20 protein-coding genes are annotated in these 15158 nt (G+C 38.8%); 15 read left to right on the forward strand and 5 right to left on the reverse strand.

All coding sequences use genetic code 11. The features are described from left to right. Positions 1 to 131 precede the first annotated feature (131 nt). The gene (locus V4519_02595; GenBank protein ID MES2436875.1) at positions 132 to 1628 is read left to right on the forward strand and encodes a UDPGP type 1 family protein; all 1497 of its coding nucleotides are present in this window, start codon (positions 132 to 134) and stop codon (positions 1626 to 1628) included. Positions 1629 to 1736: 108 nt separating this feature from the next. Here V4519_02595 and V4519_02600 read toward each other — a convergent pair whose 3' ends face one another. The 4 genes from V4519_02600 to V4519_02615 form a co-directional block, all read right to left on the reverse strand. Continuing rightward, a complete protein-coding gene (locus V4519_02600) occupies positions 1737 to 2132 on the reverse strand; it encodes a hypothetical protein (GenBank protein MES2436876.1) in 396 nt (131 codons plus the stop codon). 159 nt (positions 2133 to 2291) lie between these two features. Continuing rightward, positions 2292 to 2918, reverse strand: a complete 627-nt coding sequence (locus V4519_02605; GenBank protein MES2436877.1) for a hypothetical protein — start codon at positions 2916 to 2918, stop codon at positions 2292 to 2294. Between the two features lie 146 nt (positions 2919 to 3064). Next, on the reverse strand, positions 3065 to 3946 hold the full coding sequence (locus V4519_02610; protein MES2436878.1) for a hypothetical protein: 882 nt from the start codon (positions 3944 to 3946) through the stop codon (positions 3065 to 3067). 4 nt (positions 3947 to 3950) lie between these two features. After that, positions 3951 to 4358, reverse strand: coding sequence for a hypothetical protein (locus V4519_02615; GenBank protein ID MES2436879.1), 408 nt, complete (start codon positions 4356 to 4358; stop codon positions 3951 to 3953). A 56-nt stretch (positions 4359 to 4414) separates the two neighbouring features. Here V4519_02615 and V4519_02620 point away from each other — a divergent pair, with 56 nt between their 5' ends. The 8 genes from V4519_02620 (at position 4415) to V4519_02655 (ending at position 9942) form a co-directional block, all read left to right on the forward strand. Next, on the forward strand, positions 4415 to 5005 hold the full coding sequence (locus V4519_02620) for a hypothetical protein (protein ID MES2436880.1): 591 nt from the start codon (positions 4415 to 4417) through the stop codon (positions 5003 to 5005). A 5-nt stretch (positions 5006 to 5010) separates the two neighbouring features. Then, on the forward strand, positions 5011 to 5289 hold the full coding sequence (locus V4519_02625; GenBank protein MES2436881.1) for a hypothetical protein: 279 nt from the start codon (positions 5011 to 5013) through the stop codon (positions 5287 to 5289). Between the two features lie 19 nt (positions 5290 to 5308). Beyond that, positions 5309 to 5938: a GDSL-type esterase/lipase family protein gene (locus V4519_02630; protein MES2436882.1), complete on the forward strand. Its 630-nt coding sequence runs from the start codon at positions 5309 to 5311 to the stop codon at positions 5936 to 5938. Between the two features lie 69 nt (positions 5939 to 6007). Beyond that, a complete protein-coding gene (locus tag V4519_02635; protein MES2436883.1) occupies positions 6008 to 6598 on the forward strand; it encodes a hypothetical protein in 591 nt (196 codons plus the stop codon). Next, positions 6591 to 7052 (forward strand): hypothetical protein, encoded by a 462-nt coding sequence (locus V4519_02640; GenBank protein MES2436884.1) that lies wholly within the window; start codon positions 6591 to 6593, stop codon positions 7050 to 7052. Before V4519_02635 ends, V4519_02640 begins: the two co-directional genes overlap by 8 nt. Positions 7053 to 7152: 100 nt before the next feature. Then, a complete protein-coding gene (locus tag V4519_02645; GenBank protein ID MES2436885.1) occupies positions 7153 to 7710 on the forward strand; it encodes an RNA polymerase sigma factor in 558 nt (185 codons plus the stop codon). 5 nt (positions 7711 to 7715) lie between these two features. Continuing rightward, positions 7716 to 9308 carry a hypothetical protein gene (locus tag V4519_02650; GenBank protein MES2436886.1) on the forward strand — a complete coding sequence of 531 codons (1593 nt, stop codon included), beginning with the start codon at positions 7716 to 7718 and terminating at the stop codon, positions 9306 to 9308. Positions 9309 to 9354: 46 nt separating this feature from the next. Beyond that, positions 9355 to 9942: a class F sortase gene (locus V4519_02655; protein ID MES2436887.1), complete on the forward strand. Its 588-nt coding sequence runs from the start codon at positions 9355 to 9357 to the stop codon at positions 9940 to 9942. Here the strand turns inward: V4519_02655 and V4519_02660 are convergent. Beyond that, a complete protein-coding gene (locus V4519_02660; protein ID MES2436888.1) occupies positions 9937 to 10125 on the reverse strand; it encodes a PspC domain-containing protein in 189 nt (62 codons plus the stop codon). The two genes, V4519_02655 and V4519_02660, sit on opposite strands and share 6 nt — an antisense overlap. A gap of 105 nt (positions 10126 to 10230) precedes the next feature. Between V4519_02660 and V4519_02665 the strand changes: the two genes are divergently transcribed. The 6 genes from V4519_02665 to V4519_02690 all read left to right on the forward strand — a co-directional run bounded on the left by V4519_02665 (position 10231) and on the right by V4519_02690 (position 15150). After that, the gene (locus V4519_02665) at positions 10231 to 10890 is read left to right on the forward strand and encodes a hypothetical protein (protein MES2436889.1); all 660 of its coding nucleotides are present in this window, start codon (positions 10231 to 10233) and stop codon (positions 10888 to 10890) included. Between the two features lie 74 nt (positions 10891 to 10964). Further along, complete coding sequence (locus V4519_02670) at positions 10965 to 11687, forward strand: DNA alkylation repair protein (GenBank protein ID MES2436890.1); 723 nt, start codon at positions 10965 to 10967, stop codon at positions 11685 to 11687. 84 nt (positions 11688 to 11771) lie between these two features. Beyond that, the gene (locus V4519_02675) at positions 11772 to 12197 is read left to right on the forward strand and encodes a cytochrome b5-like heme/steroid binding domain-containing protein (GenBank protein ID MES2436891.1); all 426 of its coding nucleotides are present in this window, start codon (positions 11772 to 11774) and stop codon (positions 12195 to 12197) included. A 2-nt stretch (positions 12198 to 12199) separates the two neighbouring features. Then, complete coding sequence (locus V4519_02680) at positions 12200 to 13528, forward strand: ferredoxin reductase family protein (protein ID MES2436892.1); 1329 nt, start codon at positions 12200 to 12202, stop codon at positions 13526 to 13528. Positions 13529 to 13554: 26 nt separating this feature from the next. After that, positions 13555 to 14088 carry a hypothetical protein gene (locus tag V4519_02685; GenBank protein ID MES2436893.1) on the forward strand — a complete coding sequence of 178 codons (534 nt, stop codon included), beginning with the start codon at positions 13555 to 13557 and terminating at the stop codon, positions 14086 to 14088. Between the two features lie 21 nt (positions 14089 to 14109). Continuing rightward, positions 14110 to 15150: a CAP domain-containing protein gene (locus V4519_02690; protein MES2436894.1), complete on the forward strand. Its 1041-nt coding sequence runs from the start codon at positions 14110 to 14112 to the stop codon at positions 15148 to 15150. The last annotated feature ends 8 nt before the right edge of the window (positions 15151 to 15158 follow it).

The raw sequence follows: 15158 nt of genomic DNA on the forward strand, positions 1-15158 counted from the left end.
ATAGTGGCTTAATGTAAGCTTAATCTATTCTTTAAGAGATCTTTATACCTTATCTATTTAAATATGGCTGGGCCTGTAATTTATGGCCGACTTATGCGTCATTTATTCTGTTATACACTAACAGCATATACATGAAAGTAATTACTACCAACGATTTAATAGGAGCAATACAGCCACAGGCTAAGCTTGAAAAACAACTTAAAAATTTCGATCTTTCGTACCTTGCATCATTGGCACAAGATTATGTAGTGAATAAACCTATGGTAGAAATGCCAAAGGATATTCAGGCTGTTAAGACATACTCACGAAACCCAACACTTAAGCAGCGATCATTCTACAAGAAAGCTGAAATGGCAGGACGAGAACTCGTACGAGAAGGAAAGGTTGGTGCATTCCTTGTAGCAGGAGGACAGGGAACACGACTTGGATACGATGGACCAAAGGGAGAATATAGTGTTACACCAGTGAAGAACAAATCTCTTTTCCAGGTATTTGCGGAACAGCTTCTTTCATATTCAAAGGAAGCAGGAAAGACTATCCCTTGGTATATCATGACAAGTGATATCAACCGAACAGCAACAGAAAAATTCTTCGTTGAAAACAAATATTTCGGTTACAACAAATCTGATATATTCTTCTTCGAACAAGGAATGATGCCTGCATTTGATATGACAACTGGTAAGCTTTTGCTCGCAGAGAAAGATAGTCTTGCTCTAAGTCCAGACGGACACGGAGGGTCTCTTAAAGCACTTCGCGTAAGTGGAGCACTAGCTGATATGCAGAAACGAGGTATCGAACACCTATCATACTTCCAGGTAGACAACCCAATGGTGCATGCTATTGATTACCGATTCTTGGGAATGCACGCTCTTACCGACAGTGAAATGAGTAGTAAAGTTGTGCCTAAGGTAAGTGCAACAGAAAAGGTAGGTAACTTCGTAGTTGCTGATGGCAAAGTACAGGTTATTGAATATTCTGATATGCCAGAAGAACTTGCAAAGACAACTAACTCAGATGGATCACTTAAATTCAATGCAGGATCAATTGCTATTCATGCTCTCTCAGTAAAATTTATCGAACGACTTACATCAGATGGAAACCTCAAGCTTCCATGGCACCGAGCAGAAAAGAAAGTTGCTTTCCTCGATGCTTCAGGAGCACTCGTGAAGCCAGAAAAGCCAAATGCAGTAAAGCTTGAACAATTTATTTTCGACGCACTTCCATTGGCACAAAATGCTTTGGTCTACGAAACAGATCGAGCAGAAGAATTTAGTCCAGTGAAGAATGCAGAAGGAAATGATTCACCACTTACCTCACGACAGCATCAGGTAGCCCGAGCACAGCGATGGCTTAAGGAATTGGGAGTAGAAGTACACCCAGAATCAGTTGTAGAAATCGATCCTTTGTTTGCAGCATCACGAGATCAGCTTAAAGCACGAAAGCTTGAAGTAGAACAGATTGTTGCAAGTGAAAAGATTTATTTCGGACACACTGGAATCGAAAGTTCAGCAACACAACCAACAAGACTCCCTCTACCATTCGGAATGTTCAAAAAAGTTGGAGCTGTGTTTACAAAGTTTGCAAAGCGCGCACCGAAAGACACTGGAGCAGCAGGCGCACAAGCATAATTACATTTATCTACACTATACAAAAAACCACTGAGTGATGTCGGTGGTTTTTTGTTTGCAATAAAAAATGTTCGTTACCGAGAAGGCAACGAACAATGTCATTCTAAACTACGTCAGATTCCATGCGGCAGCTGCTTCGAATGGCTCCAGCTTCTTTAAGAGCTCTGGGATATCGCGTGCCACTGCTTCGAGCATCTGAGGCAAGTGTGTGAACACCAACTCCACATACTCACGCGCGATAGTTGGATTGTTGTTCTTTGTCGACGTTAAGAACAACTCGTTTGCTCCGTGGTGGCAGCTGATTGCTGCGTACCTAGCTCCAGGTTCGAAATACACAGACCAGTACAGAGTGCCTGTCGTGTATTTGTAGCTGCAACGCTCGGTTCCTGGAAGCTCTAGGAGTAGCCCCATGAGTATCTTTGACGTTGAGCCGATCCGGTACTTCATGATGTCGAGGGCGTTAGAACCATCGATCATGACACTCATCAGCTGTTTGCCGTTCATCTTGCTGTGCATCGTACTCCTTATCTCTAAGGACCCTCTCGGGGAAGATGAGTGAACACGTTGCCCACAACACTCTTCTGATTGGTAGAGTATTGCAGAGACAATTATTAGTCAAATAAAAAAGCACACTCCTACATCGTAGGACTGTGCTGTGGTGAACTATCGTGGCGCATGCTTTACTCCGCCGTACTTGCTCGTAACGAAGGTCACCCAGGATGGATGATCGACATCTCGATCGGCAGCGATCCATGCATCGTACCACCGCTGACACAAGGGACTTAGAATTTGTCCGTAGTTTTGGACCCACGGAACCATTCCGTACTCGGAAGTCTTTCCCCAGGTCAGCCGCTCGTACTCGATGAGAGCTGGGATGTCGCCGGGTGCGCAATCGGTCCAGCCGTTTGCGAGATGATCGAGCTCATGAAGCACACCCATGACGATCACTGATTGCCACATTGCATCACAGTTGATCCCATCCAACTTCTGCCTGATTGCATACTGTCGTTCAAGGGCAGGCATGTACAAATCGATGATGGGGATTCCGTTTCGTGCTGTGTTGGACATGCTGATCATCTTCTGATCACCAGCATAGGCCGGATGGTCAACGGCTATCACCTTGAGGTCGATGGGCCTTCCGTAGCACCTGCTGATCGTCAGGCGGTGGGAATCGAATCGCCGCTGAATCAGCTCGAGCGGGTAGGTGCACGAGATCAGCAGGTTGAGGATGGGCCCGATCCTCTGGTTGTAGAAATCCAACAACGCTGGGGGGAACACTTGTTCAGACATAGGATGCTTGCACTTTCTTTTTGGGAGTGACATATCGGCAAGTGCCGAACCAAGGTGGAAAATAACACAATATTTGTAAAAAGTCAAAAACAAAAAACAGCCCCTCCGGGCTGCTTTTGTTTTTCTTATATTAGTAAAGAAGAAAATTACACCAATGCTTTCAACTTGGCAATAAACTCCACAATAGAGTCTAAGTTCTTACCTCCACCAATCACTCGTACGATAGGTTCGGTGTTGGATGTGCGCATATTGACCCAAACATCGCCTTTATCGAGCGTAATACCCTCTAGGGTCTCTATGGTAGCCCCTTCAGCCTTTGCGAGCTCGTGGACCTTTGGCTCGATATCAGCCCATTTCTTGTCTCCAAGCTTGATGTCATCGTTCTTTGTGTAGTGTTCTGGAAGACTCTTCACAAATTCTGAAAGCTTGTCTGAAATCTTTGAAACAGTATTTGCTACTGTAACCATTGTGAAGATTCCTGAATCGTTCTTGAAGAAGTCATCGAAGTAGTAGTGACCAGAAAATTCTCCAGCAGTACTTGCGTTTTGTTCTCGCAAGATACTCTTCACATAGAATGTTCCTACTTTTGATCGCAAGAGTTCTGTGTCAGAAAATAGTTTTAGAGACTGGAGTGATTTGTACACCCATTCATCTGCTACATACGGAGGCTTTCGATGTTTGAAAAGAAGAACACAAATCATGTATGAAGGCATGAGTTCGCCTTTTTCATCCACGAAGAATGCTCGGTCTCCATCGGCATCAAATGCAACTCCAAAATCTGCTTGCTGCTTAATCACTTCTGCTGCGAGCTGATTTGTTGCTCCTGCGATAAGTGGATTTGGTCCGTGAGCTTTGAAGTCTGCATCTGGAGTATCGTTGATTACGATAAGCTCAAGATTTGGAATGTCTTTTAATTCTTTCAATACAAGACCAGTTGTTCCGTTTGAACAATCGGCAACAATCTTTAATTTCTTTTCAAGAGAGAAACCTTTCTTGATAAATTCTGCATACAGGGGAAAGTAGTCCATAGAATTATGAAAGTTTATCAATAGCTTCTAATACCTGAGTACCACTAATCATCACAGCTTCAGGACCTACAACTTTTGCTCCGTTGTATTCCTTTGGATTGTGAGATGCTGTAACCATTGCTCCTCCTGATGCTTTGTAATGGCACACTAAGAAATAAAACATTGGAGTTGTAGAAAGGCCCACAGCTCTGACTGTAATATTCTTATTTAGTACTTTTGCTTCAGCCAAAATACTGTCTTCTAAAACCTTCATCATTTCTGGTGATCCGTGACGTGCATCATGGGCTACTACTATTTCGCCTTCGTTAAACATGTGTGCACACGCTCGTCCTACCTGACTAATTGATCCTTCATTAATATCGGTGGGGTATATACCACGAATATCGTACGCTTTGAATATGCTTCGATTCATATAATTATAGTATAATATAGACTCTACAATTAGTATAAGACATAAAAATTACCAAAATGTTACAAGAACATCCAGATCAAATACCGGGTATGCCACAGGAGCCTGAAGGCAATGACGAACAGGCAAAAAACACTACAGAACAGGCACCACACGTTGTTACAAACCTTGCTGAATTTGAAGTGGAGCAAACTACCATGTTTGGAAATGCAGTAAAACGTGCAGGAGAAGTATATGCCAATGTTTCAGAAGCAATGCAACAGAGAGCTCGAATTCTTACCTTCGGAGCAGCTGCTCTTTTGGCTGTCGCAACAGGATGCTCAAGCAATCATCCATCAAGTGCAAAGAATCCTCATGGGCTTTCTGCTGATAAAGTGTTGCGAGATATTGGACGTAATGCAGAAGAGGCAATTAATGATGCTACAGAAGATGCTCAAAGATCGTCACGACCACGAACTACAGTGAACAGACAATATAATGATGGATTTCAAATTAGAGCAGGAGCAAAATTGGAAGGTTTCAATGTTATAAAAAAGGAGGGTAAGCACGACCACGATCATGATCACGACAAGCCAAAGGCAAAACCAAAAGCTGAAAAGCCTTCAAAACCTGCTGCTCCAAAAAATACTAAACGCAATAATAAACTCTAATTCTTATGTCTACAAATTACGAACGAATTAAAGTATGTGTTGCGTCCTCAACTATTTCCGATACTGACAAAAAATATATAACTGATCTTTTTGCCGAGGTTGCTGATCAAAACTTAGCTGAGATTGCTGAACTCTTTGAATCAAAGCCAAAATGGGTGGCTATGTTTAACGATAATCGAAAGAAAAAGCAAGAAGCATATGCGTCTGGTGATGCAAGTGCATGGCAATCTATACTTGAAGAAGAAAAGAAAATGATGGACGATCTTCTCTACGATCGCGATTAGTAGTATTGTTGGTATTCATATGAAAAAAGTAATTACTGTAATTCTGATTATAGCTGTACTTCTTGTTGGTGGGTGGTTTGTGTTTTTTAGAACCGAGACTCAACTAGCTGCAAGTATTCGCAATTATCCCTCATCAGGGGAAAATATTATTGCTTTTGGTGATAGTTTGGTTTTTGGTGTGGGATCTGAAAATGGTGGATTTGTCCAAAAGCTTTCAGATCAGATAGGGCAGCCTATTATAAATGAAGGAGTTCCTGGCAACACTACTGAACAGGCTTTGAAGCGAATTAATAGTGTATTGGAACAAGATCCAAAGATCGTAATAGTCTTGTTAGGAGGAAATGATGCTCTGCAAAAAGTGCCAGTAAGTGAGACATTTAAAAAATTGGACGAGATAATTACTAAGATAGAAGAGAGGGGAGCCATAGTAGTTCTTCTTGGAGTCCAAGGTGGAATTTTGAGTGATCCATATAGTGATCAGTTTAAAGAATTGGCAAAAAAACACGATTCAGCATTCATTCCGCACATCTTAGCTGGGGTATTTGGCAACAAAGAGTTTATGTACGACACGGTGCATCCAAATGATGCTGGGTATCAAAAAATTGCTGATAAAATTAAACCACTTTTACAAAGTCTTGTAAAGATCTAGACAGAGTTGTAAGGATGGTATAGTCTGCCTCGTCATACCCTTGTAATCCGCACAGGGAGCACAGCAGTTATGAACAGCATGATTAAAACGGTGATAGTGATGAGTGCGATGGTATTGGCTATCCTCATTCCTATAGGTCTATCAAAAGTAGACCCGCATAAAGATCAATTTGCCCAAGGCAACCAGACACAAGTACTGGGCACGTCTGAGGTTATTGGCTTTACGCCACCATTCACAGCGAGCTCAACAACACTCTTTGCTACTACTACACCTCAATCAACTACAACTCCAGCAGTTTCTAAGACTGTAGCGAAGAAGACTCCTGTAGTTCACAAGTCTCAGTATTCACGACAAACTCTTAATGCTCTCACAACTACTGAAGAGCTTGACTCAGTGCTCTATCATATTGCCTTTTGTGAATCCGGACATGACCCATTGGCTCGAAATAAAACAAGCTCAGCAAAGGGACTCCTTCAGATAATTGATGGAACATGGAAAAGTTTTGGTTGTACCGGTAGTGTTCTCAATCGAGAAGACAATTATGCCTGTGGTGTGAAGATTGCTACTCAATCAGGACTGCATCACTGGGACGCATCTGCACATTGTTGGATGCCTCTTGTGAAGCGAGACCAAATTGCGGATAATAGAACCTATGAATAAAAGATTTGTTTTTATTGGACTATTACTAATAATTCTTTTTATTGTAGGTACACTCACATTTTCTCAGAATAATTCAGTACCACCCATAACCGTTGTTCCAGAAAACCCACTCGCAAGTACAACACCTGCTACAACCACTCCCATAGTACAAGAACCTGAACCTACAAATTATATTGTGGATCAGTCGTATCACAACAAAAGTATAACTCTCAAAGTAGGTGATGAATTTTTGCTAGACTTAGCAGATGATATTGATTGGAAAGTTACACTTACAAATTCTGGAATCGTAGAACAGCTTAAGACATCAGAAGCACTCCAAGGAACACAAGGGATATTTAAAGCTATAAAAGCAGGGGAAACTACTCTAAATGCAGGAGGCGGCAAGAAGTGCGCCGAAGGGATGGCTTGTATCCTCATTTACGCAGAATTTACTACTAAGATTATTGTGAAATAAGGCTGGGGAAAGCTCAACAACTAAGTTTTTAAAACCAAGGTATAATTGTTACGTACCATAGGCTTGCTCGTAGTATAGGTGAGCCTGTGTACATTTACACATGGAGTATAACGAAAAAGACCTGATTATAAGGAGCCAAAAGGGCGAATCTGAAGCCTTTGGCCGATTGTATGATAAATACATCCGTACTATCTATGACTTTGTCTATTACAAGACTCGTCATAAAGAAACGGCTGAAGATCTCACAAGTCAAACATTTTTTAAGGCATTAAAAAATATGGCTTCGGTAGATTCTAATAAACCTTTTTCTTCGTGGTTGTATAAAATTGCGCAGAACACGGTTTTGGATCATTACCGGACCAAGCGCAATAATCAGGATATAGATGATGTCTACGATATAGCTGATGACACAGATATCGTAGGAAGTTTGGATATTGCAGAAGATAGTAAGCACATCAAAAAATATCTTGAGAAGTTAGCTCCACTCGAACGCGATATTATTATTATGAGAGTATGGCAAGAATTATCTTATAAAGAGATAGCACAAATCCTCGGTAAGTCTGAGGCTAGTTGTAAAATGTCATATTCGCGAAGTATTAAAAAGCTCCGTGAATTCCTTCCGGTCGCACTCCTACTACTTCTCGTTTCCTACATTTAATTACAATGAAACATCTAAAGACAACCGAAGAACGAACAGAGGCAATCATAAAGGATTTATATAAATTAGATCCAAGCTTCACAAAGCACGCACCAGAATTGCGTACTATTGTTGCTGATTTGATTACGCTCCAACCGGATACTCACTTTGATGAGTCTTTTGCCCAGCAATTAAAGAGTAGCTTGATGATCGAAGCTCATACTGGCGTTCATACAGCATCTCGATTTGAAAAAATTGTTTCTCCATTTTCATCACTTTTTGCAACACGATTGTTTACGGGATTAGCAGGTGCAATGATGGCAATTATTATTGTTGCTCCATTAACATACCTTGCAACAAAGAAAACTATTCAAGTTAGTCCTGAAGTTGCAGTAAAAAATATTTCATCAGGGTTAAGTCTGAAACAACAAATAAATAATAAGGGAACCAATGCCTTTGGAACTTTGGCATATTTGCCGGTGTCCTCAAATGCCAATAATACTGCTACAGCTGATGCAATGACAAAATCTGCATCACCTGAAGTTTCAAATCAGTCTATGTCGGCTTTTGGTGCAGCATCTACTGATCCAACAAATGGAGTAGAGAATTTTACATATATATACAAAGGCGAACCATTAAAACTTTCACAAACTGAAGGCACAGTACTTAAACGAACAAAAGGAATCAACGCAGGCAATCAATTAGCCGACTTTATTAAAGGTGCAAATTTTGGACTTACAAATCTTGAATCTTTTTCTCAGCTAAATTTGCAAAATATTCAGTTGTCAGAGAATAAGGATTTTGGCTATACCGTTAATGTAAATTTTGACGAGGGAAACATGGTCATTATGCAAAACTGGCAGAAATGGAATGTTAAGACTGATCGGGTAGAACTCCCAGCTTCAAGTTCACTTGATGATGATACTATTCTTTCTATTGCTCAGACATTTATAAAAGACCGAGGCATTGATACATCTATTTATGGCAAAGCTGTTGTAGAAAATAAAATTTACAGTAATCCCGACGCATCAGGAAAAATGAAAAAGTATGCATACGATACTGTGATTGTAACGTATCCACTTATACTTGATGGAAAGGAAGTCTATGACGAGGGAGGAATGCGCTATGGTCTCCAGGTAAATGTTGATATTCGAGAAAAGAAAGTTTCAGGAATCAACAATCTTACATCTCAGTTATATGAAAGTTCAAAGTATGCATTAGAAACAGATGCTCAAAAGATTATCGATGCTGCAACATCAACTGCAAATCCTTCGGCACAGACACGTGTTTCTACTACAAAGACTATAGAGCTTGGATCACCAAAGCAGGTGCTCATGCGAAATTGGACTACTGATGCTTCGGGAGTTACAACGGAGATTTATGTTCCTGCATTATTATTCGGAGTTAAGCAAAATTCAAACCTTTCAAATATTCCACAAAATATTATTGTGCCGCTTATTAAAGATGTCACAAATCAAGTGAAAAATTCTAAGCCAGATGCAGTACCAATGCCACGCCCTACAGGTGAACCCATAGTAACTGATCCAATTGTTGTGCCTATCGCAACTTCTACAGCGACTACATCTTCTGAAACATCAGCAACAACAACGACTGAATAAGATATCCCCACACTCAGGTATAGCGTATATGCTATGATTTATATACATGAAAAGGTTCGGTGTAGGGTATATAGTAGTTTTTCTTCTCGTATATTGTTTTCCATTACATAGTGAGGATATAACTCTTGATGTTTCAAAAGTAGCAGAAAAGGCGGTACCTATTGTTTCTGCAGATATCATCGAACCTAAACGTCTACTTATCCCAGCTTTAAAAGTATTGTCACCAATCGTAGGAATGGGACAAACTCCAGAGGGTAGAATGGCGGTGCCTGATAATTATACTGAAGTTGGTTGGTACAATCTTGGAACTCGGCCAGGGGCTATTGGTAGTGCTGTTATGGGTGCACATGTTGATAATGGGAGTACTCTTCATGGTGTATTTAAGAACCTTAAAAAGCTTAAAATAGGAGATGATATTTATGTACTCGATCAGTTTAATAACGCCTTGCATTATAGGGTAACTGAAAAAACTATCTATCCTTATAGATCTAAAGATACAGAGAAAGTATTTTCTCGAAATGATGCTCGTAGATTAAATTTAATTACCTGTTATGGTACATGGTTACCAAAAGAAAACACTTACGATCGGAGATTGGTGATATTTGCTGAGCTTGTTAAAAAACAGAAATTATAATTTCTTATCTGAAGGAACGATGAGTGCCAAAATAATATAAGCAATAATTCCAGCTCCACCTACAAGAGTAAAGACGACCCAACCAATTCTAACAAGTGTTGGATCTATAGAAAAATACTCTCCAAGTCCACCGCATACACCTGCAATAAAACGATCATTTGATGATCTATGTAGTTTTTTCATAATGGAATTATTTTACTCTATATTTTTGTAAGTATCCAGCTATGTGTGCGTCGGTACAAGTGCATGTAATTAGTGTGCATATTGTTACCTTAAAATTTAACCAGCATGTTTAAACGATTTTTAATACTTTCAGGAATCCTCTCACTGCCAGCAATTGCGTTACTTATATATTCAAATGTTCAGGTGTCACAGGTTCAAGCTGATGATTCTGTGTACTCTACAAATAACTACAACAATGTTGGCATCTATTATGTGTTTGTAGCACCTGACTCATATTATAAGAATCAAGGAGAACATGTTTCATTTAATGGACACAATTTTTATCCTGGTGAAACAGTTCATGTAACTATGAATGGTACATCTCTAGGAACTGTACAAGCAAATAGCAGTGGACATATAGCTACAGGTTCATACATGCTTCCATACTCAGCAGGAACAAAGACATTTATGTTTAAGGGTGATATGAGTAATATTGCTTACAATGTAGATGTTGCCGTATCGGGAGGTCATGCATGGATTGTCTTGAGTAATTATTACACAGGAGTGGGATCATTAATACATGTCCAAGGTAATGCATTTGGAAGTAATGAAACTGTAACAGTATGGTTTGATGGAATGAATATGGGTACAGCGCAAGCAAATGCTCAAGGTCAATTTAGTCATACAATTACCGTACCAAATACTGGAGCAGGACAAAAGACTATTATGGTAAAAGGATCTCAGACAGGAATTACTGCATCACAGGGCTTCAGTCAGGCATTCTAAATCTAAGAAAATTACACAAACAAGACAGCACTAGATTAGATATCTAGATGCTGTTTTTGTATACTGAGCATATTATGAACAATGCTGAGCTTGTTATAAAAGAATTAAAGAAAGTCTCAAATAAAACTAAAGCTGGTTTTTTGCAGAAATACTTTAAAACGGGTGTTGGTGAGTATGGAGAAGGGGATATTTTTATAGGTGTGACTGTGCCAGTGATGCGTTCTGTTGCACGAGTCCATAAAGATATAGAGCTTCCTGAGGTTTTAAAACTACTTTCAAGTGAGATTCATGAACATAGATTTGTAGCCTTAGAGATTCTTGTTTTTAAATACGAACAAGCTACAAAGCTAAAAAACAGTGCTCAGCAAAAGAAAATTTTTAATTTTTATATAAAGAATAAGAAATATATAAACAACTGGGATCTTGTGGATACTTCAGTAGAATATATAGTGGGCGTATATCTTGAACATCTTGATAAAGATATTTTGTATACGTTAGCAAAATCTAAAAGAATATGGGACAGGAGAATAGCTGTCATTGCTACTTTTGCTTATATCAAAAAAGGAGAGTTTAAAGAAAGTTTGAAAATTATAGAAATGCTTATGCAGGATACACATGATCTTATCCATAAAGCATGTGGATGGATGCTTCGAGAAATAGGTAAAAGGTTTAAAGAAACTGAAGTTGCTTTTTTAGCACAGCATTACAAAACTATGCCGAGAACAATGCTTCGGTATTCGATCGAGCATTTTTCACGCGACGAGCGAGACTTTTATTTACATAAAATAAAAATGTAATGCAATATAAGCATCACTACATGCTTATGTACTTATAAAATATGTTTGCTATAATTGAGCAATTAACGATTAAGAGATTATCACATGAGTTCAAAAGCACTATATACAACAATAGCGTTAGTTATCATTGCCGGGATTGGTATTTTCTTATTTGCATCATCACAAAAGGTAGATGCACCAGTTGAAGTTTCAAATACAGAACAGACACAAGGAACTCAAGCAACCACTACAAATTCTACTGAGGCTACAAGCACTGCAGCAAAGTCATTCACCCTAGCAGAAGTTTCAGCCCACAACACAAAAGCAGATTGCTGGTTGGTCATTAATGCAAAGGTATACGACGTAACAAAAATGATTGCTAATCACGGAGGAGGAGATGCAATCCTCGAGGGTTGTGGTAAAGATGCAACAACATTGTTTATGACCCGACCTATGGGATCAGGGACACCTCACTCAGCAAAGGCTCAGTCATTCCTTCCAAACTTCCTTATTGGAGATCTTAAAATCTAAGCATGGGAGGATTTAGCGCTCATAAAGGTAGAATACTTTTTTATATACTTCTCGCAATTATTCCATTACTCTTATGGATGATCGGGGAAGGTACACAACTTGTATTTACCAATTATTATTTGACGCTAACTACAATTGCAAAGATAGCAGGTATTGCCGGCATTAGTTTTTTTGCCGGTAATCTTGTTTTATCTGGAAGATACAAATTCTTGGATCGATTATTTGGGGGACTTGATCGTGTCTTTCTCTTTCATCGACAAACAGGAATTGTTACGTTTGTGCTTCTTACAATTCACTTGGTTGCGATAACTTTACGAAACTGGAGGACTTCTTTCTTTTCAGATATCATAGGCTTTACGCTCAACTTCTCAAATTCAACTATAAATTACGGCCGTATCTCATATTATGGCTTACTCATTCTTATAGTTATTACGCTCTATATTCGACTCAAGTATGAACGCTTAAAATTTCTGCATTCATTTATGGGAGTGTTTATATTTTTTGGTGCACTCCATGCGTTCTTTATCCCTTCAGATATTGCGCGAAACAATTATCTGAGAGTATATGTACTTGGTTTTGTTGCTTTAGCACTTGTAAGCTACCTATGCAGAACTGTGTTTAAAAGATGGTTGGTTCGAAGAACTATTGCTGATGTTGTAGCTGTAAATAATCTTGGTAATTCTATTACTGAAGTTGTAATGAAACCACGTGCTGGTAAAATTGCATTCATACCTGGGCAGTTTATGTTTTTGAAGTTTAAGCAAGCTGGATTTCCTTATGAAGATCATCCATTCTCAATTACTGCATCAAGTACAGAAGAGACAATTCGAATTTCTGCAAAAGCTTTAGGCGATTTCACATCTATTCTCCCAACCCTATCTATTGGAGCAACGGCTCATATTCAAGGTCCCTATGGAGGCTTTACGCTCAATAGATCTTCAAAAAAAGAACAGATCTGGATTGCAGGAGGAATTGGAATTACTCCATTTACGAGCATGGCTCGATCATTGCGAGACACTATAGAATCAAAACCTGAACTTAAAGAATATTCTATAGATTTGTTTTATTCTGTTAAGACAGACGCTGAGCTTGTATACGCAAAAGAGTTTGAAGAGATTGCTGCAAGATATCCAAACTTTAGATTTCATCCATGGGTTGCAGAACGAGATGGTTTTATTTCTGCTGATGCTATTTCAAAAAAAATTGATATAAAAAATAAGGGAGTATATATCTGTGGACCAAAGCCATTGCTCAATGCGCTCACTACGCAGTTTGTTGCTGCTGGTACACCTAAGAATGATATTCATTTTGAGCTCTTCCGATTGCTTTAGTCTGATATTCTAATTACTATACTAGTATGAATAAAAAAGTAATCTATGGACTTGTAGCATTGCTTCTCCTGCTTATACTAGGAACTTTTGTGTATGTATATATGCAAACTCGAAAGCCAAGTGTTGTCAGAGAAATTCAAGAACCTATATTTCAGGAATATACTGATGCGCAGCTTGAAGACATAATTAGTAAAGAAAGTTTTGCACAAGCAAATTTCGGAGGAAAAGCTTTTGTTTCTTTTAAACGAATTGGAGAAGAACTCCAGAATCTAGATCATATTATTTATATGTGGGTGCTTGCAGAAGAATATTATAAAGAAAATGGGATTTTAAAAGAGGGAAGTGGTACAAGTTTGCCTATCGTTTTGCATATAAGTGGAAGTGGAACAACCAAGATTGTTGTGCCACGTGATGGATCTGCATATACAAATGATATAAAAAGATTATTTCCAGAGAATAAAGTAGATCATGATTCTATATTTAATACCAAGGTTAATTCTACTATTGTAAAAGATTTGAAAGCTAGAAATACACAGAAAGCACAAGAGTATTTTAAATAGCTGTGATACTATTTAAGAATCATGCGAAAAACTGTTAAGAAATATATAGGCGCTCATGAGGGTAACGACTATACTCCACATATTCTCCGTGGGACTTCTATTCTTGTAGCATTATTTTTATTGTTAGGAATGTTTGCTATCTATATATTTTCTCCACAATTAATTTTCATAAACAAATCGAGTTCTGCGGTATATACATCATTTCTTGTTGATCTAACAAATAAAGAGCGAATAGAAATTGGGGAAGAACCTTTAGAAATTAGTACTCGACTTACCAAAGCTGCAGAACTTAAGGCTCAAGATATGGTTGCCAAAGGGTATTTTGCTCATAATAGTCCACAAGGAGTAACTCCATGGTATTGGTTTGGAAAAGCTGATTACGCATTTAAATATGCGGGAGAAAATTTGGCTATTGATTTTAATGACTCAGATAAAGTGGTGGAAGCATGGATGAATTCACCAAAGCATCGAGCAAATATTTTAAATGAGAAATTTACTCAAATGGGAATTGCATTTGTGAAGGGAAGCTGGGAAGGGAGGAATACTATTTATGTAGTACAGATGTTTGGTACTCCTGATCTTACTGTTCCAGCATTAGCAACTGCTATAAATAATCAACCTCAGGCATATGCAGTTTCAGCTTCTCCAAATACTCCCGCAGTACTATTGCAATCAGGTTCAAATGTTCAAGGAGCTTCAAGTGATGATGCTATAAAGATTATTGCTGAAACACCAACCTACATTGCTGTGCAATCAGCATACGCGGATCAACCTCAAGCAATCAAACCAGCAACAACAGCACTTCAAACACCACCGCAAGATGAATCAATATCTGTGTCGGGATTTATTGCAAAATACATTCTTCAGCCTTCGTATGTACTTCAGACTGTTTATGTACTCGTTGCAGCACTTATTCTAAGTGCTCTATGTTGTGCTCTTTATTATGAACGTAAAAACAAAGAAGCCACCCATATTATTTATGGTTTTCTCGTACTAGCAACTGTTATTATTCTCTTTGCGTTTGCTCAAACATACTTCAGTCCGTTTGTACTTATAAAATAAAATAGTGC

It is taken from the genome of Patescibacteria group bacterium, from assembly GCA_040387855.1.
Lineage (GTDB): Bacteria > Patescibacteriota > Minisyncoccia > Phycocordibacterales > JAKAEA01 > JAZKCY01.

Bases quoted from the DNA above. Each gene is read 5' to 3' on its own strand.
- V4519_02595 (MES2436875.1), top strand. From the start codon at position 132: ATGAAAGTAATTACTACCAACGATTTAATAGGAGCAATACAGCCACAG.
- V4519_02600 (MES2436876.1), bottom strand. From the start codon at position 2,132: ATGAACGGCAAACAGCTGATGAGTGTCATGATCGATGGTTCTAACGCC.
- V4519_02605 (MES2436877.1), bottom strand. From the start codon at position 2,918: ATGTCTGAACAAGTGTTCCCCCCAGCGTTGTTGGATTTCTACAACCAG.
- V4519_02610 (MES2436878.1), bottom strand. From the start codon at position 3,946: ATGGACTACTTTCCCCTGTATGCAGAATTTATCAAGAAAGGTTTCTCT.
- V4519_02615 (MES2436879.1), bottom strand. From the start codon at position 4,358: ATGAATCGAAGCATATTCAAAGCGTACGATATTCGTGGTATATACCCC.
- V4519_02620 (MES2436880.1), top strand. From the start codon at position 4,415: ATGTTACAAGAACATCCAGATCAAATACCGGGTATGCCACAGGAGCCT.
- V4519_02625 (MES2436881.1), top strand. From the start codon at position 5,011: ATGTCTACAAATTACGAACGAATTAAAGTATGTGTTGCGTCCTCAACT.
- V4519_02630 (MES2436882.1), top strand. From the start codon at position 5,309: ATGAAAAAAGTAATTACTGTAATTCTGATTATAGCTGTACTTCTTGTT.
- V4519_02635 (MES2436883.1), top strand. From the start codon at position 6,008: ATGAACAGCATGATTAAAACGGTGATAGTGATGAGTGCGATGGTATTG.
- V4519_02640 (MES2436884.1), top strand. From the start codon at position 6,591: ATGAATAAAAGATTTGTTTTTATTGGACTATTACTAATAATTCTTTTT.
- V4519_02645 (MES2436885.1), top strand. From the start codon at position 7,153: ATGGAGTATAACGAAAAAGACCTGATTATAAGGAGCCAAAAGGGCGAA.
- V4519_02650 (MES2436886.1), top strand. From the start codon at position 7,716: ATGAAACATCTAAAGACAACCGAAGAACGAACAGAGGCAATCATAAAG.
- V4519_02655 (MES2436887.1), top strand. From the start codon at position 9,355: ATGAAAAGGTTCGGTGTAGGGTATATAGTAGTTTTTCTTCTCGTATAT.
- V4519_02660 (MES2436888.1), bottom strand. From the start codon at position 10,125: ATGAAAAAACTACATAGATCATCAAATGATCGTTTTATTGCAGGTGTA.
- V4519_02665 (MES2436889.1), top strand. From the start codon at position 10,231: ATGTTTAAACGATTTTTAATACTTTCAGGAATCCTCTCACTGCCAGCA.
- V4519_02670 (MES2436890.1), top strand. From the start codon at position 10,965: ATGAACAATGCTGAGCTTGTTATAAAAGAATTAAAGAAAGTCTCAAAT.
- V4519_02675 (MES2436891.1), top strand. From the start codon at position 11,772: ATGAGTTCAAAAGCACTATATACAACAATAGCGTTAGTTATCATTGCC.
- V4519_02680 (MES2436892.1), top strand. From the start codon at position 12,200: ATGGGAGGATTTAGCGCTCATAAAGGTAGAATACTTTTTTATATACTT.
- V4519_02685 (MES2436893.1), top strand. From the start codon at position 13,555: ATGAATAAAAAAGTAATCTATGGACTTGTAGCATTGCTTCTCCTGCTT.
- V4519_02690 (MES2436894.1), top strand. From the start codon at position 14,110: ATGCGAAAAACTGTTAAGAAATATATAGGCGCTCATGAGGGTAACGAC.